22 protein-coding genes and 1 tRNA gene are annotated in these 23008 nt (G+C 61.4%); 18 read left to right on the forward strand and 5 right to left on the reverse strand.

The genetic code is table 11. The features are described 5' to 3' along the window. The first annotated feature begins 8 nt into the window (after positions 1-8). Together SMD27_RS19670 and SMD27_RS19675 are read left to right on the forward strand one after the other, a co-directional pair. The gene (locus SMD27_RS19670) at positions 9-1334 is read left to right on the forward strand and encodes an HlyD family type I secretion periplasmic adaptor subunit (protein WP_320510143.1); all 1326 of its coding nucleotides are present in this window, start codon (positions 9-11) and stop codon (positions 1332-1334) included. A gap of 152 nt (positions 1335-1486) precedes the next feature. Further along, entirely contained in the window at positions 1487-2881 is a 1395-nt protein-coding gene (locus SMD27_RS19675; protein WP_320510144.1) for a TolC family outer membrane protein, read from the forward strand. A 209-nt stretch (positions 2882-3090) separates the two neighbouring features. Here SMD27_RS19675 and SMD27_RS19680 read toward each other — a convergent pair. After that, a tRNA-Cys gene (locus tag SMD27_RS19680) sits at positions 3091-3164 on the reverse strand. A 656-nt stretch (positions 3165-3820) separates the two neighbouring features. Between SMD27_RS19680 and SMD27_RS19685 the strand changes: the two genes are divergently transcribed. From SMD27_RS19685 to SMD27_RS19740, 12 genes are all read left to right on the forward strand, one after another. Next, positions 3821-4477 (forward strand): protein-L-isoaspartate O-methyltransferase family protein, encoded by a 657-nt coding sequence (locus SMD27_RS19685; protein WP_320510145.1) that lies wholly within the window; start codon positions 3821-3823, stop codon positions 4475-4477. Between the two features lie 7 nt (positions 4478-4484). Next, positions 4485-4817 (forward strand): rhodanese-like domain-containing protein, encoded by a 333-nt coding sequence (locus SMD27_RS19690; protein ID WP_320510146.1) that lies wholly within the window; start codon positions 4485-4487, stop codon positions 4815-4817. A 108-nt stretch (positions 4818-4925) separates the two neighbouring features. Further along, entirely contained in the window at positions 4926-6275 is a 1350-nt protein-coding gene (locus SMD27_RS19695; RefSeq protein WP_320510147.1) for a TolC family outer membrane protein, read from the forward strand. A 222-nt stretch (positions 6276-6497) separates the two neighbouring features. Then, positions 6498-7427 (forward strand): DUF2497 domain-containing protein, encoded by a 930-nt coding sequence (locus tag SMD27_RS19700; protein ID WP_320510148.1) that lies wholly within the window; start codon positions 6498-6500, stop codon positions 7425-7427. Between the two features lie 178 nt (positions 7428-7605). After that, a complete protein-coding gene (locus SMD27_RS19705) occupies positions 7606-10257 on the forward strand; it encodes a valine--tRNA ligase (protein ID WP_320510149.1) in 2652 nt (883 codons plus the stop codon). A gap of 121 nt (positions 10258-10378) precedes the next feature. After that, a complete protein-coding gene (locus tag SMD27_RS19710; protein WP_320510150.1) occupies positions 10379-10882 on the forward strand; it encodes a PAS domain-containing protein in 504 nt (167 codons plus the stop codon). A 121-nt stretch (positions 10883-11003) separates the two neighbouring features. Beyond that, positions 11004-11669 (forward strand): LemA family protein, encoded by a 666-nt coding sequence (locus SMD27_RS19715; RefSeq protein WP_320510151.1) that lies wholly within the window; start codon positions 11004-11006, stop codon positions 11667-11669. Continuing rightward, a complete protein-coding gene (locus SMD27_RS19720; protein WP_320510152.1) occupies positions 11669-12448 on the forward strand; it encodes a TPM domain-containing protein in 780 nt (259 codons plus the stop codon). Before SMD27_RS19715 ends, SMD27_RS19720 begins: the two co-directional genes overlap by 1 nt. Positions 12449-12471: 23 nt before the next feature. After that, positions 12472-13119, forward strand: a complete 648-nt coding sequence (locus SMD27_RS19725; RefSeq protein WP_320510153.1) for a TPM domain-containing protein — start codon at positions 12472-12474, stop codon at positions 13117-13119. A gap of 96 nt (positions 13120-13215) precedes the next feature. Next, entirely contained in the window at positions 13216-14715 is a 1500-nt protein-coding gene (locus SMD27_RS19730; protein WP_320510154.1) for a M81 family metallopeptidase, read from the forward strand. Positions 14716-14728: 13 nt separating this feature from the next. Next, positions 14729-15403 carry an HAD family hydrolase gene (locus tag SMD27_RS19735; protein ID WP_320510155.1) on the forward strand — a complete coding sequence of 225 codons (675 nt, stop codon included), beginning with the start codon at positions 14729-14731 and terminating at the stop codon, positions 15401-15403. Positions 15404-15523: 120 nt separating this feature from the next. Then, positions 15524-15817 carry a hypothetical protein gene (locus SMD27_RS19740; RefSeq protein ID WP_320510156.1) on the forward strand — a complete coding sequence of 98 codons (294 nt, stop codon included), beginning with the start codon at positions 15524-15526 and terminating at the stop codon, positions 15815-15817. A gap of 71 nt (positions 15818-15888) precedes the next feature. Here the strand turns inward: SMD27_RS19740 and SMD27_RS19745 are convergent, their stop codons facing one another. Beyond that, positions 15889-16875, reverse strand: a complete 987-nt coding sequence (locus tag SMD27_RS19745) for an AraC family transcriptional regulator (protein ID WP_320510157.1) — start codon at positions 16873-16875, stop codon at positions 15889-15891. A 131-nt stretch (positions 16876-17006) separates the two neighbouring features. Here SMD27_RS19745 and SMD27_RS19750 point away from each other — a divergent pair, with 131 nt between their 5' ends. Continuing rightward, the gene (locus SMD27_RS19750) at positions 17007-17543 is read left to right on the forward strand and encodes a carboxymuconolactone decarboxylase family protein (RefSeq protein ID WP_320510158.1); all 537 of its coding nucleotides are present in this window, start codon (positions 17007-17009) and stop codon (positions 17541-17543) included. An 84-nt stretch (positions 17544-17627) separates the two neighbouring features. Further along, positions 17628-18116, forward strand: a complete 489-nt coding sequence (locus SMD27_RS19755; RefSeq protein WP_320510159.1) for a YkgB family protein — start codon at positions 17628-17630, stop codon at positions 18114-18116. A gap of 95 nt (positions 18117-18211) precedes the next feature. On the opposite strand, the gene xth is transcribed toward SMD27_RS19755, so the two are convergent. From xth to SMD27_RS19770, 3 genes are all read right to left on the reverse strand, one after another. After that, the gene (gene xth / locus SMD27_RS19760; RefSeq protein WP_320510226.1) at positions 18212-19006 is read right to left on the reverse strand and encodes an exodeoxyribonuclease III; all 795 of its coding nucleotides are present in this window, start codon (positions 19004-19006) and stop codon (positions 18212-18214) included. A 15-nt stretch (positions 19007-19021) separates the two neighbouring features. Further along, positions 19022-19357 carry an iron-sulfur cluster insertion protein ErpA gene (gene erpA / locus SMD27_RS19765; protein WP_379990651.1) on the reverse strand — a complete coding sequence of 112 codons (336 nt, stop codon included), beginning with the start codon at positions 19355-19357 and terminating at the stop codon, positions 19022-19024. A 156-nt stretch (positions 19358-19513) separates the two neighbouring features. After that, complete coding sequence (locus tag SMD27_RS19770; protein ID WP_320510160.1) at positions 19514-19915, reverse strand: GFA family protein; 402 nt, start codon at positions 19913-19915, stop codon at positions 19514-19516. A 124-nt stretch (positions 19916-20039) separates the two neighbouring features. Between SMD27_RS19770 and SMD27_RS19775 the strand changes: the two genes are divergently transcribed. Together SMD27_RS19775 and SMD27_RS19780 are read left to right on the forward strand one after the other, a co-directional pair. Continuing rightward, positions 20040-21215, forward strand: coding sequence for a deoxyguanosinetriphosphate triphosphohydrolase (locus SMD27_RS19775; RefSeq protein WP_320510161.1), 1176 nt, complete (start codon positions 20040-20042; stop codon positions 21213-21215). A gap of 193 nt (positions 21216-21408) precedes the next feature. Then, positions 21409-22965 carry an SPOR domain-containing protein gene (locus tag SMD27_RS19780; protein ID WP_320510162.1) on the forward strand — a complete coding sequence of 519 codons (1557 nt, stop codon included), beginning with the start codon at positions 21409-21411 and terminating at the stop codon, positions 22963-22965. Positions 22966-23008: the final 43 nt, after the last annotated feature.

Genomic DNA, 23008 nt, shown 5'->3' on the forward strand with positions numbered 1-23008 from the left:
AACACCCCATGGCACTGACAAATCGCGATCTCTGGATCGATCCGGCCCAAACCGAAAAGGAAGGGACGAAGCTTTTCGGCCATATCCTGCTGGCTGCCGTCGCTTTGGCGATGGTCGCCTTCGTCGTTTGGGCGAATTTCGCCGAGCTCGACCAGATCACCCGCGGCGAAGGCAAGGTGGTTCCCTCCAGCGCCACCCAGCTCATTCAAAGCGCTGAAGGCGGCATCATCAAGGACATGTTGGTGCGTGAAGGCGATATCGTCGAAGCTGGCCAGACCCTGGTCGAGCTCGATAACACGACCGTCATCACCGATGTGAACGAACTGCGTCAACGCCTCTGGACCGGGCTGGCTGCCACCGCCCGCTTGCAGGCTGAGATTGACGGCAAGACTCCAGAACAGATCCAATTCGATCCGGAACTGGTGGCCAACGCCCCCGAAGTTGCCAATGCCGAGCGGAGCATCGCCCAGATTCGGAAACAGCAGCTTCAGTCACAAATCGCCACGCTGGAGGATACGATCGAGCAGCGACAACAGGAATTGCGCTCGATTGATGTCAAGGTTTCCTCCTCCCAGGTCAGCCTCGGTCTTGCCCAGAAGCGGGCGGCCTTGCAGCAGAGGGTCTTTGCTTCGGGCGCCGGTTCGGAAGCGGAATACATTGCCGCGCAGCAGGAAGTGCAGCGGATCGTCACCGATATCGCGACGGCCGAAGCTTCCCGCCCGCCCGCCCGCGCGGCTTTGCAGGAAGCGCAGAGCAAGCAGCGGGAAGCCACGGCGACATTCCGGGCCGATGCGGCCCAGGAACTGGCCAAGCATCGGGCCGATCTGGCTTCCGTCACGCAGTTGCTGAAGGGCGGCACGACGAAGCTCGGCCATCAGGTGCTGCGCTCGCCGGTGCATGGGACCGTCAAGGAAATCAAAATGCGGACGGTCGGCGGTGTTGCACAGCCGGCACAGGAGATCATGGAAATCGTCCCGATCGAGGACACTTTGCTTATCGAGGCGCAGATTCGGCCGCAGGATCGCGGCTTCATTGCGCCGGATCAGCATGCCAAGGTCAAAATTACTGCATATGATTTCTCAATTTATGGTGGACTCGAAGCCAAAGTGGAGCAAATCAGCGCCGACGCCATCGAGAACGAAAAGAAGGAGATGTTCTTCCGTGTCAGGCTGCGAACCGATAAGAATTTTCTCATCGGAAAGGAAGGTCAGCAGCTACCTATCATCCCGGGTATGACCGCGACGGTAGATATTCTGACTGGTAAGAAAACAGTCCTAGACTACCTGTTGAAGCCGATCCTGAAAGCAAGGCAGACGGCTTTTACAGAACGCTAAAAATTTGATGCAAGTTATGGATGAAACTGATACAACTTCGTCGGACGCGTAAACTTAACGCTTCATTAACACTTCTGGCCGGACCATCGAGAGCGGCAAAGAAGGATAGGCGTTAGGCTTTTCGACCGTTGTTACTTGGGGGATTAACCATCATGAATCGGATTATGACGTCGCGCAGCCGCCGGGCTGTTCTGATGGGCGCTGTGTTGGCTGGTGTCTGCGCTGCTTTCGTCGCGCCGCAGGGTGCTTCAGCGATGTCGCTGAAGGACGCAGTTTCGCTGGTGGTTCAAACCAATCCAGACATCAACGGTGCACAGCGTAACCGTCGGGCGATCGATTACGAATTGCGTCAGGCGCGCGGCCTTTATTATCCGCAGATCGACGTACAGCTCCAGGGCGGTCCGGAATGGACTGAGAGCAGCACGGTTGATGCCGGCGATCCGTCCCTCGACCAGAGCCCCGATGATAATGGCCGCTGGCTGATGCGCGGTGATGCCAACATCACCCTGCAGCAAACCATTTTTGACGGCTTCAATCGCGAAAGCGAGGTCGAGCGGCAGAAGTCTCGCATCGGCTCGGCGGCCAATGTCGTACAAGACAAGAGCGAGATTCAGGGCCTCGATGCGATTCGTTTCTATCTCGACGTGCTGCGCAATCAGGAACGCGTCCTCAATGCCGAGGAGAACGTGAAGGCGCATGAAGACACGCTGGGTCTGGTACAGAAGCGCGCCGAATTGGGCGGCGGCAATATCGCCGACGTCCGTCAGGCCGAAGCGCGTCTGGCGACGGCGCGGACCCGGCTGAAGGAAATCCAGGGTGCGCTGCGTGAATCGCAGGCGAATTTCCAGCGCACTGTGGGCGCCGTGCCGACCGATCTCGAGCCGGCCACCTTCAGCTATGATGCGATGATCCCCGAAGATGTCGAGAAGTCGGTCGCCCATGCGATCGATGTCAGTCCGAAGGTGCAGGGCGCCAAATACGACGTCCAGGTTGCCGAACATGAAATCGGCCTCCAGGAAGCCTCGATGTATCCCAAGCTGAGCCTGCAAGCTTCCGCCGCGGTCAATCACCACGACAACGGCGTCGAGCAGACCGGCCACAGCGCCAATGCGCTGCTGGTGCTGGACTACAACCTCTATCGCGGTGGCGCCGACCTGGCCCGGATCCGCGAATTCAAGTGGCGTAAGCAGGAAGCGCTGGATGCCGTGCGCGCGCAGGAACGCGCCGTGGCCGAAGACGTTCGCGTGTCCTGGAGTCAACGTCAGACCGCCCGCGAGACGGTCGAGACCCAGACCGAGGAATATGACAAGAACGTGGAGACCCAGAAGCTCTACGGACAGCAATTCGATATCGGTCAGCGCAGCCTGCTCGATCTGCTGAACTCGCGGAACGAAGTCTTCAATTCGAAGGACAACCTGATCACCTCTCAGTCCGACGAAGTGTTGGCGAATTTCAAGATCCTCGCGGCTCAGGGCGAATTGATCCAGGCGCTGGGTATCAGCCTGCCGAAGGAAGCGACGCCCAAGGAAGTCAGCTACGACAATTGATTGCCGGCCAACTGATCGGCCAACGGATCGACCCCGGCAGCGATGCCGGGGTTTTTCTTTGTCCGATTGAGATCATCATCCGAGAGATGTTCCGGCCGAACGATCTTTGGCCGAAGGCAGCATCGAGCCGCCGACGGCGGCGTAGCACGCGATGCGACAATCGGGCGCGGAAGAGGGAGAATCGGATGCTGGGGTGCGGCGGTCAGGAATGGAGGCCCGGGCCGGAATCGAACCGACGTACGAGGATTTGCAGTCCTCTGCATGGCCACTCTGCCACCGGGCCAAAAGCCGCTATAGCGGCTTGTTCTTGGCGCTGGGACGTATAGAGCCATCATGCTGTCGGGTCAAGCGGCGGTCGCTTGGGGGGGCCTATATCGCGTCTCGGTGATCGCGGGATCGCGCATTGGGACAGCGCCGTCGATATGGGCGAATTGGCGTCTCGCCATGGCCGTCAGGCGGCGGGTTGCAGGATCGGCAAGCTGGCTGCAAGCCGGGTCGCGAAACTCAATATGATGGGCGAATCGATTCCCCGGAGTGGTAGTCCGGCGAATTGCCGGCTGCAGGAGAGAGAGCGTAGGAAATGTCCTTTTGCCGCGTGTAATTGAAGTTTCACGGCGGTGGCGGCGGGATGTCTTAAGGCTGGGAATGGCGATCGAAGATGCCGCTGGTGCCGGGCTTGCGGTAACCCAAGGTTAAGCAGCTTACAGCTATGCAAGTGAGCGGGAGGGGCAGGCATTGGGCGAATGCCCCCAAGCGAGCCCTCCCATTGTCACCGGCGGGCGGAGGCTCTATAACGACCGCACAAAGGTTAATATCTGGGCTGCTGGCGGCCCTGCGACCTGGACGACGCAACCGAACGGCGCAAGCGCTGTTGCTGTCGCGGTTCATTGCCGGTCAGGTAGGTCGCATCAGGCCAGCTGGCGCCGATGAGGATGAGAAATGCAGATGTCGTTTGCCGCTGCGCGTCAGCATATGATCGACAGCCAGATTCGAACCAACAAGGTTATCGATGATCGCCTGTTGGAAGCATTGCGCGAATTGCCGCGCGAAGCTTTCGTGCCCGACAATGTAAAGGTGCGGGCTTATGTGGATGACGACCTGCCCTTGGGCAATGGCCGTTACCTGACCGAGCCGATGGTCGTTGCCCGCCTTCTGCAATCGGCTGACGTCAAGCCCACCGATATGGTGCTGGTTGCTGCCGCCGGCACCGGTTATGCGGCGGGCCTGCTCTCCAAGCTCGCCAATACGGTGGTTGCCGTCGAGGCCGATCACGCCTTGAGCGAGCGTGCCGCAGCCGCCTTGCAGCAACAGGCGGCGGATAATGTCGTCTGGCAGGAAGGCGATCCGGCGGCCGGCTTTGCCAAGCATGCTCCCTACGATGTCATCCTGATCGATGGCGGCGTCGAAATCGTTCCGGCCGCACTGCTTGAACAATTGGCCGAGGGCGGCCGCCTGGTCACCGTTCTCTTTGAAGGCCGCGTCGGTCGTGCGGTTCTGATGATGAAGGAACGGGGTTCGGTTTCGCGGCGCGTGCTATTCGATGCCAATATTCCCCTTCTCTCGGCCTTCGCCAAACCAGCTGAATTCTCCTTCTAGGTGCTTGATGCCGTCCAGCGATAGCCTGCAGATCGAGCCGATTGCCGTAAAGCAGATGCTTGATCGTGGCGAAGCCGTCCGGCTCGTCGATATTCGCCAGGGCTGGGAACATAAGATCTGCCATATCGAAGGCAGCTTGCTGCTGCCGATGGATGAGCTGCCGGCGCGAGTCGCGGAATTGCCGACCGACCGGCCGCTGATTATCGTGTGTCATCACGGCATGCGCAGCTTCCACGCCACGATGTGGCTTCGACAACATGGCTTTCCCCAGGCGACCAACCTAGCCGGTGGTGTCGATGCCTGGGCTGAACAGATCGATCCGGTAATGGCACGGTATTAAGACCCACAGATTAGGCCCGGATTCGGCGCATCGTGCTCATCGAGGCGATCCGCTGCGATCAGGGTGGGGGGTTGGAAAGGATTAAGGATGCAAAGGGGACGCAGACTCTTGTTGGCTGGCGTGGCCGTGCTTTCGCTTGGTTCCGTTTGGGCGAGGCCGGCCGCTGCGACGGATCTGGAAGATGCCTTGGCCCTCGCTTATGGCACCAATCCGACACTCGATGCCGAGCGTGCCCAGTTGCGGTCGACGGATGAAGCCGTGCCGCAGGCGCTGTCCGGCTGGCGGCCCACCGTCAGCGCCCAGGCGAATGTCGCGCGTGAATGGGTCGACCCGACCAAGCCGGCCGGCGCCAACTCGACGAATTTCTCGCCACGTACCTATGGCGTCACCGTGACCCAGCCTGTATTTCGCGGCTTCCGTACTGTGAGGGGGACCTCCGAGGCGGAAAACCAGGTGCGGGCGGAACGTCAGCGCCTCAGCAGTACGGAACAGAATGTACTTTTTTCCGCCGTTCAAGCCTATATGGGCGTGGTGCGGGACAAGGCCATCCTCGACCTGAATGAAAACAACGTCAAAGTGCTGCAGGCCCAGCTCGAATCGACTGAGGACCAGTTTCAGGTCGGTGAGCTGACCCGTACCGACGTAGCGCAGGCGAAATCGAGCTTGCAGGGCGCCATCGCCGATCGCATGGCGGCGGAGGGCGATCTCAAGACGTCCCGCGCGACCTACCGCCAAGTGATCGGCGCCGAGCCGGTCGATCTCAAGATGCCGGTGCCGAAACTCAATTTGCCGGCGACGAAGGACGAGGCCGTGGTGCAGGCGCGCAACGTGCCGGATGTCAATGCGGCACAGTTCGATCAGAAGGCCGCCAAGGACCAGGTCGACGTCACCTTCGGCCAGATGCTGCCGGAAGTCTCCGTCCAAGGCAGTTTCCAGCGCAACGAGGACGATAATTTCGGCACCACGAATTCAAATGCCGGCGTAGTGATGGGCGTGGTGACCATTCCGCTCTATCAGGCCGGCAATGTCGAATCTCAGGTGCGCCAGTCGAAACAGCAATATTACCGCAGCCGCCGTCTTGTTGACGAAGCGCTGCGCAATGCCGAGCAGCAGGCAATTGCGGCATGGCAGGCGCTCGATACTGCCAATGCCCAGATATCTGCCTTCCAGGAACAGGTGACGGCGGCCAAGATCGCGCTCGATGGCATCCGCCAGGAACAGCAGGTCGGTGCACGTACCATCATCGACGTCTTGGACCAGGAACAGGCCTATCTCAATGCGGAAGTGAACTTGGTCAGCGCGCAAACCAATCAGGTCGTGGCGCAGTATCAGTTGCTCAGCGCGATCGGGCGCTTAACCGCGAGAGAGCTGGCGCTGAAGGTCGATCACTATGATCCGACCAAGCACTACAACGAAGTCCGCGATAAGTTCATCGGCATCGGTCCATCAGTCGAATAAGCGTAAATATCTACATATAGTGGTCGTAATTGTTGTGCTTCCAATTCCTTGAGTAAGGATCGTGAAGCGGATAGGATGGAGTTCGGAATTGTCGGTCAGGCGCATCGTCTCGATCAGGCGATCGTTGCGGAAGCGCGATACTTGCCTGGTGAATGGGATTTGGCCGTTTTTCCGGATAATTGAACAGTCGTGCCACCGTTGTTTCCGCGAGGGTCCCGGAGAATGAGCGAAGCGAAAGCGAACCAGGAACCGTCCATGGAGGAAATTCTCGCCTCCATTCGGCGAATCATTTCTGAAGACGGGCCTGAGCCTTCCGTTGCTGATATCGGCGAGATGATGCCGACCGAGACGCCGAAACCGGTGAGTGCCGCGCCGGCCGCGGCAAAACCCGCCGCCAAGCCAGCGCCGACGATCACGCCGGCTGAAATACCGGCTGCGCCGAAACCGGCTGCTGCACCCGCGGCGCCTGCTCCGGCCCCAGTATCGCTCGACGATGATGACGATGACGAAGAGCTGGTGCTGACTGATGTGGTCACGGCCTCTGCCGACCTCGACAGCAATGTCGTGCAGTTGAAAAAAGCCGAACCGGAATCGCCGCCGCAGCTTGACGCGGATGACTTCGGCAAGGAGGATGATTTCAATAACGACGATGCCTTCGGCAGTGACGTAGAACTCGATCTCGACAAGCCAGCCTTTTCGGAGCCGCCCATGCCCGCCGCCCTTGCCCCTGATCTCGATGCACCGAAATTCAACGAATCAAAGTTCGAGGAACCGAAAGTAGCGCGCCCTGCGGCGACCACGTCCCGTCCACAGCCGGCGGCTGCAGCGGCACCCCGCGCGGCCGAAGCCAAGCCGGCAGCCCCGGCGATCGATCCGGCGGCCGTGGCCGCTCAGCTGTCGGCGGAAGTTCCCGATCTCGTCGCCCCGGCCGTGGCCGATGCGGCGACGGCGAGCTTCGCCCAGTTGCTACAGCAGCAGCGCCCGGCGCCGATGGAAAAGCCGACCGGCGATGGCCTGCTGGTGGAAACGCTGGTGCGCCACGCGGTTGAGCCCATGCTCAAATCCTGGCTGGACACCCATCTTGAGGCGATCGTCGAACGGATGGTCCGGCGCGAGGTCGAGCGTCTCGCCCGCAAGGCCGAACTGAGCTGACCGGCCTTAGCATTAGGTTTCGGAATATCTCGGGCCCGTGCCGGCGACTTGCCGCACGGGCCCGTCCGTTTCCCGCAGGATCGGCTGGTAGCCGGATCACCCGTGGACCGACCGGTTGACGCTGTCTCCCTGGCCGCTATAACTCGGGCCGGATTTACGCCTTTGAAGGAAACCAGCGATGCTGGACAAGACTTTCCGGCCCGATGAGGTCGAGAAGAAACACTACGCCGCTTGGGAGCAGTCCGGGGCCTTCGCCGCCCATGTCGACTCCAACAAGAAGCCCTATACCATCATGATGCCGCCGCCGAATGTGACCGGCAGCCTGCATATGGGCCATGCTTTGACCTTCACCCTGCAGGATGTGCTGATCCGCTATGAGCGCATGCATGGCCGTGACGCGCTGTGGCAGCCCGGCACAGACCATGCCGGCATCGCCACCCAGATGGTGGTCGAACGTCAATTGGACAGCCAAGGGATCAAGCGCACCGATCTCGGCCGCGAGAAATTTCTCGAAAAAGTCTGGGCCTGGAAAGCGGAATCCGGCGGCACCATCACCAAGCAATTGCGCCGTCTGGGCGCCTCGCCGGATTGGCCGCGTGAGCGCTTCACGATGGATGAGGGGCTGAGCCTTGCCGTTCGCAAGGTCTTTGTCGATCTCTACCGGCAGAAGCTGATTTATCGCGACAAGCGTCTGGTCAATTGGGATCCCAAGCTGCATACCGCGATTTCCGACCTGGAAGTCGCGCAGAAGGAACATAAAGGCCATCTTTGGCATTTCAAATATCCGGTCGAGGGGCAACCCGATCGTTTTCTTACCGTTGCGACGACACGGCCAGAAACCATGTTGGGCGATACCGCCGTGGCGGTGAATCCCGAGGATGAGCGTTACAAGGATCTGATCGGCAAGCATCTCATCCTGCCGCTGGTCGGCCGGCGCATTCCGGTGGTGGGCGATGAGCATGCCGATCCGGAGACCGGCAGCGGCGCGGTGAAAATCACCCCGGCCCATGACTTCAACGATTTCGAGGTCGGTCGCCGGCACAACCTGCCGATGATCAATATCTTCGATCGCGACGCGCGTTTGAACGAGAACGTGCCCGAAGCCTATCGTAGCCTCGATCGCTATGAGGCGCGCAAAAAAGTGGTGGCCGATCTCGAGGCCCTGGGGCTCGTCGAGAAGATCGACGACCATACGCTGATGCTGCCCTATGGCGACCGCTCCAATGTGGTCATCGAGCCCTGGCTCACCGATCAGTGGTATTGCGATGCTAGGACGCTGGCGCAGCCGGCGATCAAGGCGGTCGAAGAGGGCCGCACGGTCTTCGTGCCGAAGCAATGGGAGAACACCTATTTCGACTGGATGCGCAACATCCAGCCCTGGTGCATCTCACGCCAGCTCTGGTGGGGCCATCAGATCCCGGCCTGGTACGGTCCCGATGGCGAAGTCTTCGTGGCAATGGACGAGGCTGAGGCGCAGAGCATGGCATCGGCCCATTACGGCAAGGCGGTTGAGCTCAAGCGCGACGAGGATGTTCTCGATACCTGGTTCTCCTCGGCGCTCTGGCCGTTCTCGACCTTGGGCTGGCCGAACCATACGCCTGAACTGGCGCGTTACTATCCCGGCGATGTGCTGGTGACCGGCTTCGACATCATCTTCTTCTGGGTTGCCCGGATGATGATGATGGGCCTGCATTTCATGGGCGATGTGCCGTTCCGCACCGTTTACATCCACGCCTTGGTGCGCGATGAACACGGCCAGAAGATGTCGAAGTCCAAGGGCAATGTGATCGATCCCTTGGACCTCATCGACAAATTCGGCTGCGACGCTTTGCGCTTTACCCTGACCGCGCTGGCGGCGCAGGGCCGCGATATCAAGATGTCGGAGAACCGCGTCGAAGGCTATCGCAACTTCGCGACCAAGCTTTGGAACGCGACGCGGTTCTGCCAGATGAACGAATGCAAGGCGGTCGAAGGTTTCGATCCGGCAGCTTTGAAGAACGGCGTCAACCGCTGGATGGTCGGCCGCCTCGCGGCGACGATCAAGGCGGTGGACCAGGCCATGTCCGCCTACCGGTTCAACGATGCCGCCAATGCGCTCTATCATTGCGTCTGGGGCGAGTTTTGCGACTGGTATCTGGAATTCACCAAACCGGTCCTGCAGGGCAATGACGAGGTTGCGAAGGTGGAGACGCGGGCGACGACAGCCTGGGTGCTGGGACAGCTCCTCCATCTCCTGCATCCCTTTATGCCCTTCCTGACCGAGGAATTGTGGGAGCAGGTGGGGCTTGCCGGGTCGGGCCGGCTGATCGGTGCCGACTGGCCGTCGATCAGCGATGCGGCGATCGATACGGAAGCGACGGCTGATCTCGATTGGGTGATCCGGGTGGTCAGCGAGGTGCGCGCCTTGCGGACCGAGATGAACGTGCCGCCAGCGGCTCAGGTGGAATTGATCCTGCGCGATGCCGCGCCGAAAACGGCGGCCCGCCTGGAGAAATACAACGATCTGATCTGCCGTCTGGCCCGCGCGGCCAGTGCGGTCCTGCTCTCGGGCGAGGCGCCCAAGGGTGCGGCCCAGATCGTTATCGACGAGGCGACGGTGCTGCTGCCTTTGGGCAGCGTCATCGACGTGAAGCAGGAAACGGCGCGCCTGAAGAAGGAATTCGACAAGGCCGATGGCGAAGTGGAGAAGCTCTCCAAGAAACTCGGCAACGAGCAGTTCCTGGCCAAGGCGAAACCGGAAGTGGTCGAAGAACAGCGCCAGCGTCTCGCCGAAATGGAGCAGGCGAAGGCCAAGCTCACCCAGGCCATGGAGCGCCTCGCATCGATCTGACCGACGAGGATTAGGACCGGATGTTTCGCAAGCCGGAAGTTGGCGGTAAAGCCGGCTTCCGGCTTGACCTTTAACGGCATAGGGTTTCCAGTAAGGAAGTGGCAAACTCTTCTGGAAGTCCATGCAGGATCAGGTCGAGTTCTTCGCGCCCTCGGAAGCCAAGGATCACCGGCTGTTGCGGCTCTATCGCTATTGGCTGGAAAAAAGCGGTGCGCGTGCCTTTCCCCAGCGAGCCGATCTCGATCCCGTCGATTTCAAATATATCCTCGGCTATGTGACGATGGTGGACATCATCGAGCCGGAAGATGGCAGCGGCCCGCGCCGTTACTACTTCCGACTCGACGGCTCCCATCTCGCGGCCCTCTCGGGTATCGACTATACGCGTCGTTATCTCGACGAGTTGCCGTGGCCTGACTACAGGGACTTCATCGCCTGGACCTATGAACGTGTCCTGCAAAACCAGTCGCCTCTCGGCTATCGCCGGCGCGGCAATATCGATGATCACCTTTTCGATGAGGAGACGATCATCCTGCCATTGGGGGTTGGAGGCGACCGGATCGGAAAACTGATGGTGGCGGTCATTCCCGGCGATTTAAGGCCGGGCGAACATGCCATTGTCTTATGATCCTCCTGGAATACAGACCCGTGATCACCGAGTTGTAACCACGGTTGTGACCGCGACAACATTGTCAATCCGCGCCATTCGCACCATCTTATCGGCAACTGGCCGCAATCCGGGGAATGAGATGAAAATCGGTAATTTGATGAAACGCACCGTCATGCTTGTCATGCTGTTGTCACTAGCGGCCTGTGGCGTCAATAATATCCCGACCTTCCAGGAGCAGGCCAAGGCGGCGTGGTCCAATGTCCTGAACCAGTATCAGCGGCGCGCCGATCTCATTCCCAATCTGGTGGCGACGGTGAAGGGAGCCGCCGATTTCGAGAAATCCACCTTGGAAGCGGTGGTCAATGCCCGCGCGAGGGTCGGAACCATGCAGCTGCCGGCGGATATCCTCACCAATCAGCAGGCGATGCAGCAGTTCCAGGCCAATCAGACCGCGCTGACATCGGCCCTCTCGCGCCTCCTGGTGGTGGCGGAGCAATATCCGAATCTCAAGGCCAACGAAAACTTCCAGACCTTGCAGGCGCAGCTGGAAGGTACTGAGAATCGTATCGCCGTGGCACGGCGTGATTTCATCGACGCGGTGCGGCAATACAATACCGAGCTGCGGACGATCCCCGGCCGTTGGTGGAAGGCGATGTTCTATCCCGACGCCAAGGAAATGGCGCAGTTCCAGGTCGAGGAATCCGTGCAATCCGTTCCCAAGGTCGATTTCGGCACCTCAGGTCAGCAGCCAAGTCAGCCGCAGAGCCAACCGCAGGGCCAGCAGCAGCCTAGCACAGGCCAGTAATGCCGATGCCGATCTTGCGTCGCTGGCTCATTCTGATGGCTGTTCTGTGCGGCACTCTGCTGTGGCAATCCTCGTCCGTCATGGCCGATCCGCCGCTTCCCCCGCTGACGGGGCCGGTGGTGGACGCTGCGGGCATTCTCGACGCCGGAAGCTCGCATCGGCTCACCAAGGAACTGGAATCCTATGAAGCCACCACCAGCACGCAGATCGTGGTGGCGACGATTCCCGACCTCAAAGGCTATCCGATCGAAGATTGGGGCCTGGCTTTGCTACGCGGCTGGGGCATCGGCCAGAAGGGCAAGAATAACGGCGTGGTCCTCGTGGTTGCACCCAATGACCGGCAGCTGCGCATCGAGACCGGCTACGGCGCCGAAGGACCGCTGCCCGATGCGACGGCCGATGCCATCATTCGCCGCGTCATTGTGCCGGATTTCAAGCAGGGCAATTTTCCGGCGGGGATCGAAGCCGGCGTGAAGGCGATCATGGCGGCGCTAGAAGGGTCCTTCAACGCCGGACCGAAAGAACCCGAACCGGCCTGGCCGGCTTTCGCCATTGTCGCCGCCTGGTTCGTTATCGTCTTCATCATGATGTATCTGCGCCGCCGCAACATCGCCAATGGCCGGCTCTATCGCGGTCCGCGCGGCGCTGTCTGGCGCAATCGCGGCGGCTGGGGTGGCGGCTGGGGCGGTCTTGGCGGTGGCGGCTTCGGCGGCGGCGGCGGCGGCTTCGGGGGAGGGGGCGGCACCGGCGGCGGTGGCGGCGCCTCCGGCCGGTGGTGATTATGAACGCTGGGGAAGCACATATGGCGAATGCGGGTCCAGGGGACAGTGATCCGATTGCCCGGGCGATCACCGCAGCTGAGGCCCGGACGGCTGCGGAAATCGTCGTCGCCGTTCTCCAGCGCCCCAGTGCCTATCGCCTGACTGCCGTTCTATGTGCCTTCGCCGTGGCGGCTCTGGGTGCCTTGTTCTTGGCCTTGGTCATGCCGAAGATTGCGGCCTTCTATGCAATCGGCATGATCACTGCAGGACTGGCCGGAATCGTTATCATCGCGCTGCTCGGCATCGTCAGCTATCTCCTTTGCGAGCGCACTCAACTCGGCATTTTCCTGACGCCGGCCAGGGCGCGCCAACAGAGCTGCGCAAAGCGGGCACGGCTGATGTTTCTTGAGCATGGCATCGATGCGACGCCGGACCGGCTCGGCTTGCTGGTCTTCGTCAGCCTGGCCGACCATCATGTGGAGATCCTGCCGGATCGCGGTATCGCCGCGAAAATTCCCGCCGAGCGATGGTCGGCGCTGATCGCCGGTTTCATCAAGCGGATCGGCGATGGCGATCTCGATGCCTCTTTGTCCGGCCTGATCGCCGATATGGCCGAGGAACTCGCGCCGCATTTCCCGCCACGCCCCGATCAGATCGACGATCTGCGCAACGCCCCCATCCGCGGCTAGCTGCAAAGGCCGGATGCGGCAGTAAAGCCAGGCGGTTGCAAAAGCCCGCCGTTTGGGCAAGATGCGGTCTGGCATCTTGCAAGGACGTGATTTCCCATGACGCGCATCGCAATCGGCGGGTTCCAGCACGAAACCAATACCTTCGCACCGGTCAAGGCGACCTTCCGCGATTTTGAACAAGCGGATGGCTGGCCCGGCCTGACGCGCGGGGCAGATATTTTCCAGACCTTCAATGGCATCAACCTGCCGATCGCCGGTTTCATCGAAGCAGCGGGACCGCTCGGTTTCGATCTGGAACCGACCTTGTGGTGTTCGGCTTCGCCCTCGGCTCATGTCGAACGCGACGTCTATGAAACCATCGTCGGCGAATTGCTGGAGCGCATCGCTGCCTTGCGCAATATCAACGGCATTTATCTGGATCTGCACGGCGCCATGGTGACGGAGCATCTGGATGACGGCGAAGGGGAATTGCTGGCGCGGCTGCGGCGTCTGGTCGGGCCGGACATGCCCATCGTCGTCAGCCTCGATCTCCATGCCAATGTCACCCAGCGGATGGTCGATCTCGCCTCGGTGCTGGTGAGCTGCCGCACCTATCCGCATGTCGATCTGGCGGAAAGCGGGGCTGCCTCGGCCCAGGTAATGGATCGGCTGGTGCGCCACGGGCCGCTGGCGAAAGCGCGTCGCCAGGCCGATTTTCTGGTGCCGCTCACCTGGCAATGCACGCTGATCGATCCCGCCAAATCGCTTTATGCAGCGGTGGCGGCGGCGGAACGCAAAGCAGGTCTCGCCAGTGCCTCCTTCACCTTCGGCTTCCCGCCGGCCGATATGCCCGAATGCGGCCCGGTGGTCGTGACCTATGGCGAGACGCAAAAGATTGCCGACGCCGAAGCCGATCAACTGATCGCGGCGGTGAACGAGGCGGAGGAAGGGTTTGCCGGCCGCATCTGGCAGCCCAGCGAAGCGGTGGCTTATGCCCGGGCGGAAGCGCCGAAACATCGCGCGCCCATCATTCTCGCCGATACCCAGGATAATCCCGGCGCCGGCGGCAACGCCGATACGGTCGGCCTGTTGGAGGCGCTGGTCGCCGGCCATGCCGAAGATGCCGTCTTCGCCAATCTTTTCGATCCCCGTACCGCCGAGGCCGCACATAAAGCCGGATTGGGAAGCGAGATCACGCTCGGCATCGGGGCCTGGAGCGGCATGCCCGGCCATCATCCCTTCCATGGCACCTTCAAGGTCAAGGCGCTAGGTGACGGCGCCTTCGACGCGACCGGGCCGTTCTATCGCGGCAACCGAATGCAATTGGGGCTGATGGCGCTGCTCTCGATCGGCGGCGTCGATGTCGTGGTCACCAGCCGCAAGCAGCAATGCGCTGATCAGGCGATGTTGCGGCATCTCGGCGTCGAACCGGCGCAGCAAAAAATCCTCGCCCTGAAAAGCTCGGTGCATTTCCGCGCAGATTTCCAGCCAATCGCCGCGGAGATCCTGATCGTCGCGGCGCCCGGCGCCAATCCGGTCGATAACCGCGCACTGCCTTATAAGCGCCTGCGCAAGGGCCTGCGTCTGATGCCACTCGGCGAAGCATTCGATGGATAAGGTGCGGCGATAAATGGCTGCTATTCTGCTTGATCTCGACGGCACACTGACCGATCCGCAGATCGGCATCACGCGCTCGATCCGTCATGCGTTGGAAGCGCTGAAGCTGCCGGTGCCGTCCGAACAGGCCTTGATCAGTTTCATCGGTCCGCCGCTCCTGGAGGCATTCCACGACCTGGTCGGCGATGCGACGCTGGCGCAACGTTGCGTCGATCATTATCGCGATCGCTTCGGCACCATCGGTCTTTATGAGAATGAGGTCTTCCCCGGTGTGCCGGAGATGCTGGACCAACTCCTTGCAGTGGGGCACCGGCTTTATCTCGCGACCTCGAAACCGCATGTCTTCGCCAGCCGCATCCTCGATCATTTCGGCCTGACCTCACGTTTCGCCGCGATCTACGGGTCGGAGCTCGACGGTACGCGGACGCGAAAAGCCGATCTGATTGCACATCTGCTGGCCAAGGAAGGGATCGGCGGCGAACCAGCGGTGATGATCGGCGACCGTGAACATGACGTGCATGGCGCCAGCGCCAATAATCTGCCGGCGATCGGCGTTCTCTATGGCTATGGTTCGCGCGCGGAACTGGAAGCGGCCGGTGCGACGGCTTTCGTTGCAAGTCCCGCTGAGATACCGGCGATAGCGGGAATGATGTTGCGCGATCGGGTCGAATTCTCCGCGCTGGCCTGAGGCGGCCGGCCAAACAGAATGAGACTTTAAGTCAGACTTTTGAGCCTTCCAGACATTCAGGCAGGTAGCTCGATCGATTACGTGTAACTCGTGGTCATTCATCGAGCAAAGGAGGCCAATATGTCTTTCTTGCGTTTAGCGACCCTGGTTGTGAGCGGCTTTCTGTTCCTGGCCCCGGCATTCACCGGCAGCGCCGAGGCGGGCGCCTATGACACCAGCGCCACACCGAGCTTGCAGGAAACCTGCCATGATCTCCATGTCGCCTTCATGGCTGTCGCATCGGCAAATCAATCGGCGCCCCGGATCGGCCTTGCGCGCAGGCTGGACGCTTTGGCGACGGCAGGATGCGAAACCAACCCGCGAGCCTCGATCGCGAAGCTGCAGCACGCCTTGCATATCGTGACACCGCTGTAAGTGAAGAAAACGGGCTCCAAAGCATGGCGGCGCGGGAGCCCGTTTCATTCTGGTGCAGTCCGATCATCGGATTAACCGGCAGCCGCATTGTTCTTCGCCAATGCCTGCTTGCGCCATTGCGCCGGCGTCACGCCCATGAATTGTTTGAAACTGCGTTGGAAAGCGGCATCGGATTGATAGCCGGCCAGTTCCGCGACAGCGCCGGTTGAGGTCTCCGTTGAGGCGAGAGCATTGGCCGCCACGGTCATCCGGATCTCGGTCAAAAGATCCATCGCCGAGCGTCCTAGCCCCTCCTGGAAATGGCGGATAAAGGTAGCGCGCGACATATTGCACAGGCTGGCAAGCTCCGGCAGCGTCCAGGGATGAGCCGGCTCGTTGAACATCGCGGTCAGAGCCGGCGCAAGCTTGGGATTGCCGGCCAGAGCCAGCAGGCCTTCGGCTGCTACGCTGGCCTCACTTGCGTGCCGCAGGATGAGCGCGAAAAGCGCTGTCGACAAAGCATCGAGCATGGCGGCGCTTCCAAGATTCTCACTGACCGATTCCGTCCGCATGAGGGCGACCAGGGTCGCCAGTTCGGCGCCGGTTCCCTGTCTGGCGGTTGCCGCGCTGTTCTCCGGTGCGCTGATGACGAGGCGCGGTGGTAAATAGCGACGCAGCATTTTTTCATGCACCGGCGAGACGCGGAAGCTGCCGCATAGCATATCGATACGCTCCCCCGTGCCGTCATTCTCCGTAATGATGAGGTTATTAAGAGCTGCGCGGTTTCGCTGGGGCAGCGGCGCCGCCCCGCTGCCGTCATGCAGGGCATGTGCGGCGCCGTGCATGACCACCACGATGTCACCGGGCCGCAATTGACGCGGGCGGCCGGGGGCTGCCGGACCTTTCGTCTCCTCGAAGCTCACGGCGCCTCCCAGAACGATATGGAAGGGAATCTCCCCGGGCGGCGCCGGCTGATACTCGATGCGCCAGGGCGCGCTCAGGAAACATCGGTGATCGAGCCTGCCGCTCACCGGCACCAGGCTCAGCAGGCGGCTGAGCCAGTCCAATCTGGTTTCCATTTTTTCCTCAATTGAAACTATTGAGCATGTTTTTAAGTCATCTAAGCATTATCAATAGCATAAATCCCGATTAAATGACACCCATCAGCCGACGATGGTCGCCGGCGATAGCCGCGAAAAGGAGTGTCACCATGCCCCGCATAATCACCGCCCCCGTTGCCCAGGCCACCGGCGCTGCCGCCGATCTCTTCAGCCGAATCAAGCAGGCGGTAGGCGGGGTTCCCAATACCTATGCCGCGATCGGCGCCCTGCAGCCGGCAGCCCTCGAGTCGATCCTCAATGCCGATGCGGTGCTGGCCGCCAGTTCGCTCAGCAAAAAGGAGACGGAGACGATCAAGCTGGTCGTCAGTATCGCCACTGGCTGCGATTACTGCATCGGCGCCCATAGCGCGATCGCCAAGGTGGCCGGCCTTTCCGAGGATGTGGTCAAGCAGTTGCGCCTCGGCCTGCCGACCGGCGATGCCAAGCGCGATGCGCTCGCCGCGTTCGTGCGGACCCTGGCAAGCACCAGCGGCACGATCAGCGCTGAGCAGTTCGCAACGATCAAGGAAGCAGGCTACAGCGACCAGCAATTGGTCGAGATCAGCCTCGCCATCGCGATCGGCATCTTCACCAACATGTTCAACCGCATCAACGACACCGACCTCGACTTCCCGAAGATCCGCTGAGCGACAACCGGCGGCTTGGCAACCATGCCGCCGGCTCCTCCCGATCCCCGCGAATAATCGCTACATATTTCGAAAGGACGTCCCATGAATAGCCTCGTTGACCGGCTGGCGAACAGCCCGCTCATCAAAAAGGATCTCGACTATCACCTGGTCCGCGCCTCGATGGTGCTGATCTTCGCCTTCTTCGGCTATCAGAAGTGGTTCGACTATGAAGCCCAGGTGCTGATCCCCTATATCAGCAACGGTCCACTGATCTTTTGGCTCTATCCGGTCTTCGGCATCCAGGGGGCGAGCTGGTTCCTCGGCGTCTCCGAATGGCTCTTCGGTGCGCTGCTGTTCATCGGTTTCTGGGATAAGCGGGTCGCGGTGCTGGGCGCTCTCGGTTCGACCGCCACCTTCATCGGCACCGTTACCATCATCCCCTTCATGCCGAATGGCTGGGCGGAATCCGCTGGCGGCTTCCCGGCGATGGTCGGCAACGTCCCCTTCCTGATGAAGGATGTCGTCCTGCTCGCCGTCTCGCTCTATCTGCTGAAACAGGATGTGGTCCGGCTGCAAGCCGAGGGCAAGTGAGGGACTGGCATTTCCGGCCAGAAGAAAGACCATCTCCGTGAAGGCGGAGATGGTTGCCGCTTTTCTGCGTGTCACAAGCCGAAGCTGATTGAGGATTACAGCGCCAACTGACAGTAGATCGGCGTGTGATCCGACGGCTTTTCCAGGCCGCGCGGCGTCCGGTCGATCTCGCAAGCTCGCAGCCGGTCGGCGGCCTGGGGCGAGAGCAGGAGATGATCGATGCGCAGGCCCTGGTCGCGCTGCCAGCGGCCGGCTTGATAATCCCAGAAAGTGTAGCGGTTGCCATCCGTGTAAAAGGCGCGGAGGGCATCGGTGTAACCGAGATTGAGCAGGGAGCGGAACTGCGCCCGGCTCTCCGGCCGGCACAGCGCATCCTCGGCCCAACCGACCGGATCATAGACATCGAGATCGGTGGGGCAGACATTGTAATCACCACCCAGCACCACCGGCTGCTCCCTCTCCAGTAGCGTGGCCGCGTGAGCGCGCAAGCGCTTCATCCAGGCGAGCTTATAGGGATATTTCGCGGTGCCGACCGGATTGCCATTGGGCAGATAGATCGTGGCGACGCGCAGCGACTTCCAGATTTCGCCCTCGGGATGCTCGATCTCGGCTTCCAGATACCGCGCATGTTCATCGCCTTCATCGCCCGGCAAAGCGCGCGAGGTGACTTCGAATTTTTGCCGGGAGAGAATGGCAACGCCGTTATACGATTTCTGACCGACCAGGGCGACGTGATAGCCGAGGGCTTCAAGCTCCAGCCGCGGAAAGTCGCTTTCCTGGCATTTGATTTCCTGCAGCAGGGCGACATCCGGCTTCGCCGCATTCAGCCAGGAGATGATATTCGCCAGGCGCGCGCGCAGCGAATTCACATTGAAGGTCGCAACCGTCAGTGCCAAGGGAGAATATCAGCCGATGGAGAAGGAAGAGCCGCAGCCGCAGGAGGAAACGGCGTTCGGGTTCCGCACTTGGAAGGCCGCGCCGACCAGATCCTCGACAAAATCGATTTCCGCCCCGGCCAGCAAATCAAGCGAGGTGTCGTCCACCACCACCTTCACGCCGTCGCGCTCGAACAGGTGGTCATCCTGCTGCTGGGACTTGTCGAAGGAGAAACCGTATTGGAAGCCCGAGCAGCCGCCGCCGGAAACGCTCAGGCGCAGCATCAGATCGGCATCGCCTTCCTGTTCCATTAGCCACGCAATGCGCTTCACGGCGCTTTCGGTAATGTTGACCTGCCGCGGCATCGGCGCAGTCTGCGCTGAGTTCTCAATAGCTGGTGTCATGTCGTTCATGGGTAACGGCTTTCCTGTTTCAGAGCCTATATTTAGGGACCCCGATCCAATAGTCAAACCCGGCTGCTGCATATGGGGCATGATGCAGCGAATAAGCCCGCTTTTCCGCTAATTATGGCGCGGCAGGCTGTCTTCCAGACGCAGCCAGGAAACTTGCTCGCTGGCATGGAAATGATTGGCGGGTGGGCAGGCCTCTGGATTATCCATGCTGCCGACAAGGATATGCGTCTCGTCGGGCCAGCGCGTCGAGCGATAGACCATCGGTGTCCCGCATGTGGGGCAGAAGCTTCGCCTGACGCCGGGCGAGGAATTGAATGTTGCGGGCTCCTTATCGAATTCGACATCCCGGTTGTGAAAACCAGCATAAGCGACGCCGACCGTCCCGGTCGACCGCCGGCAACTGGTGCAATGGCAATAGCCCGTCCAGATTGGCGGCGCGAGAAGCCGATAGCGGATACGGCCGCACAGGCAGCCGCCGCTTTGTGGAAAGGCGCTTGCTTGTTCGCTCATCTCTGGCCTCCGTGGCATCCGATCGCGCAAGTTTAGCACGTGCAGTCCCAACCGCATCTTCGCGATGCATCGCTCTACACAACCTGCTGATGCATCACATCTTCCAACCTGCTACGGTGCGGGCATGGAACCCTATGCCAGCGATCCCAAGGCCTCACGCGGCCGCCTGGTGCCCGAACCGGAAAGTCCCGGCCGGTCGATCTTCCAGCGCGACCGCGACCGTGTCATTCACAGCGTTGCCTTTCGCCGGCTGAAGCATAAGACCCAGGTCTTCATTTATCACGAAGGGGATCACTACCGCACCCGCCTGACCCATAGTATCGAAGTGGCTCAGATCGCGCGCTCGCTGGCGCGCAGCCTTGGCCTCAATGAGGATCTCGCCGAAGCGGTTGCCTTGGCCCATGATCTCGGCCATCCGCCTTTCGGCCATGCCGGTGAAGAAGCCCTGGATCATTGTCTCGCCGAGCATGGCGGCTTTGATCATAACGAACAGACATTCCGGGTTCTGACGCAGCTTGAACGCCGCTATGCCGCCTTCGACGGGCTCAATCTCAGTTGGGAAGCGCTTGAAGGCGTTGTCAAACATAACGGCCCGCTGATCGGCCCACATGCGCATGCCAAGGCGCGCGGCAAGCCAGTGCCGCCGACCATCGCCGCGTATAACGCGCAATGCGATCTCGACCTTGCTGGCTTCGCGAGTGCCGAAGCGCAGGTGGCGGCAATAAGCGACGACATCGCCTACAACAATCATGACATTGATGACGGGCTGCGGGCCGGGCTTTTCACGGTCGCCGATCTTACTGACGTGCCGCTCGCCGGACCGATCTTCGCCGAAGTGGCGAAGCAATATCCAGGCTTGGAAACATCGCGCCTGATCGGCGAAGCCGTGCGCCGCATGATCAACCGCATGGTGACCGATGTGACCGCAGAGACCCGGCGGCGCCTCGCCGAGGCCAAGGTAAAGACGATCGACGATATTCGTCGGCTCGACCGGCCGGTGGTGGCGTTCTCCGACACCATGCGCGCGCACGACATCGCCTTGAAAAAATTTCTGTTCCAGAAAATGTATCGCCATCACCGGGTGGTGCAGACCACACAGAAGGCGGCGCGTGTCGTGGTTGATCTCTATGATCTGCTGGTCACCCAGCCGACCTGCCTGCCGTCGGAATGGCAGTCTGGCGTCGATGACCCGCATACCACCGCCACGGCCCGGCTGGTGGCGGACTATATCGGCGGCATGACCGACAAATACGCGCTCGAAATGCACCGGCGCCTGTTCGACCCCTACGAACGGATGTAATTCTTCGGCGCGGCTCAGCTTGCGGACACAAAAAAGCCAAAAAAATGCAGTCGAATCCGATTGTTAACCTCTTCGTTCGGATCGCGCGCGCTTGACCGACTCGGCGCTTTCTTGGTCTGATAGCGAAATTTTCGTAAACATTCCCGACGGTTGCGTCCTCCTCGCGGCGCCAGGTCGGAGGAAGGTAGACACAATGTCAGATACGCCGAAACCGGAACAGATCCAGGCCAACGTCGCCGCCGCCCTCAGCAGGTTGCGCGGCGATGTCATGCCGCCTATCACCTCGTCCTCGACGGGCGGGGCCGGCGGCGCCGGAACTGGCGGTTCGGGAAGCGGGAATACGGGAAATGGGGCAGGGGCGGCCGCGCCCAGCACGCCGCCGCAAGGGGCAGCGCCGAGCGCCGCATCATCCGAGCCTGCGCAATCGCCGTCCGGTGCATCTCCGGCCGGTTCGCCGCAATCGAGCGCCGCTCAGTTGACCTCTTCGCAGGGGGCCCCGGTCCAAACCAGTTCGTCACCGGCTGCCCCTTCCGCCAATCCGGCCGGCACGCCGAGCTATTTCGCCGGCGGCTTGCGAGCGGATCCCAGCCTCGGCCTTGGCAACGGCGCCAGCACCATGAGCACCAGAGGCATGACGGCCAGTGGCCCGTCCGGCGGTCTGTCCAGTGGCCCGACAGCGGGAAGCAGCATGCGGCCGAGCACCGCGACCGGATCGAGCTATTTCGGCAATATGAAATCGCCGCTTTCCGGCGGTGATGGTGGAAATAGCGGTGCGAACCAGCCCGATCTCCTCAGCGGTGTCGAAATGGGCCCGCCGCCTTCCGGTGGGGCTTATCCGCCGTCCCAGGGCGACAAGGGGGCCGGCAAGCGCAAGCGGAACCGCTTGCTGGTTTTGGGTGGTGCGCTCGTCGCCCTGGCGGTGATCGGCGCCATTTGGCTGGGCAGCGGCAAAAGCGGCCAGGCCCCGGTGATCACCGCGGATACCTCGCCCGAAAAGGTCAAGCCGACCGATGCTGGCGGCTTGCAGGTGCCGAACCAGAATGTCCAGGTCCTGGAAAACATGAATGGCCAGCCGCAGCAATCGGGTGAAACCGTGTTGCCGCCGCCGGAACAGCCGATCGCGCCCCCGGCGCCGCCGGCCGTGACGGATACGGATGCGGCCGGACAGGCAGCGCAGCAGCCGAACGGTCAGCCGGCGAATGCTCAAGCAGCCAATGGCCAGCCGGCCACCGGCGAACAAGCCGGCCAGCAGGCGGGTCTCGCCGCACCTTCGGTGCCGGCTGTTCCCGACGCGCCTGCCGTGCCGTCGGCCCCGGCCACCTCGAACGCAGCCAGCCCAGCGATGAGCGCCCAGGCGCCCGCCGTGCCGGCGAGCAATGCGACCTCCGACGCGTCGTCGGCCAATACGGCTGCGAATGAAGCGCCGGCCAAGCCGGCGGCAACCCAGACAGCGGCGAAGCCGGCTGAAGCCAGCAAGACCACGACCCAGCCGACTGCAACGGCCGGCGGCAAGGTGAAGATCCAGCTCGCGGCGGTGAAGACCGAAGCGGCGGCGAAGAGTGAGTGGGCGAAGCTGCAGAAGGCGCATCCCAGCCAGCTCGGCAAGCTCAATCTGATCGTGCAGAAATTCAGCAAGGATGGCGCCGTCTATTACCGCATCCAGGCTGGCCCGCTGGCCGACCGGACGGCGGCGAAATCGATCTGCAGCGAATTGGCAAAGCAGAAACAGGCTTGCATCCTGGCGCGCTGATTTGCGCTAACTTGCAAACGGATTGCCGGCGGGCCAGGCCCGC

The organism is Dongia soli (assembly GCF_034044715.1).
Classification (GTDB): Bacteria; Pseudomonadota; Alphaproteobacteria; order Dongiales; family Dongiaceae; genus Dongia_B; species Dongia_B soli.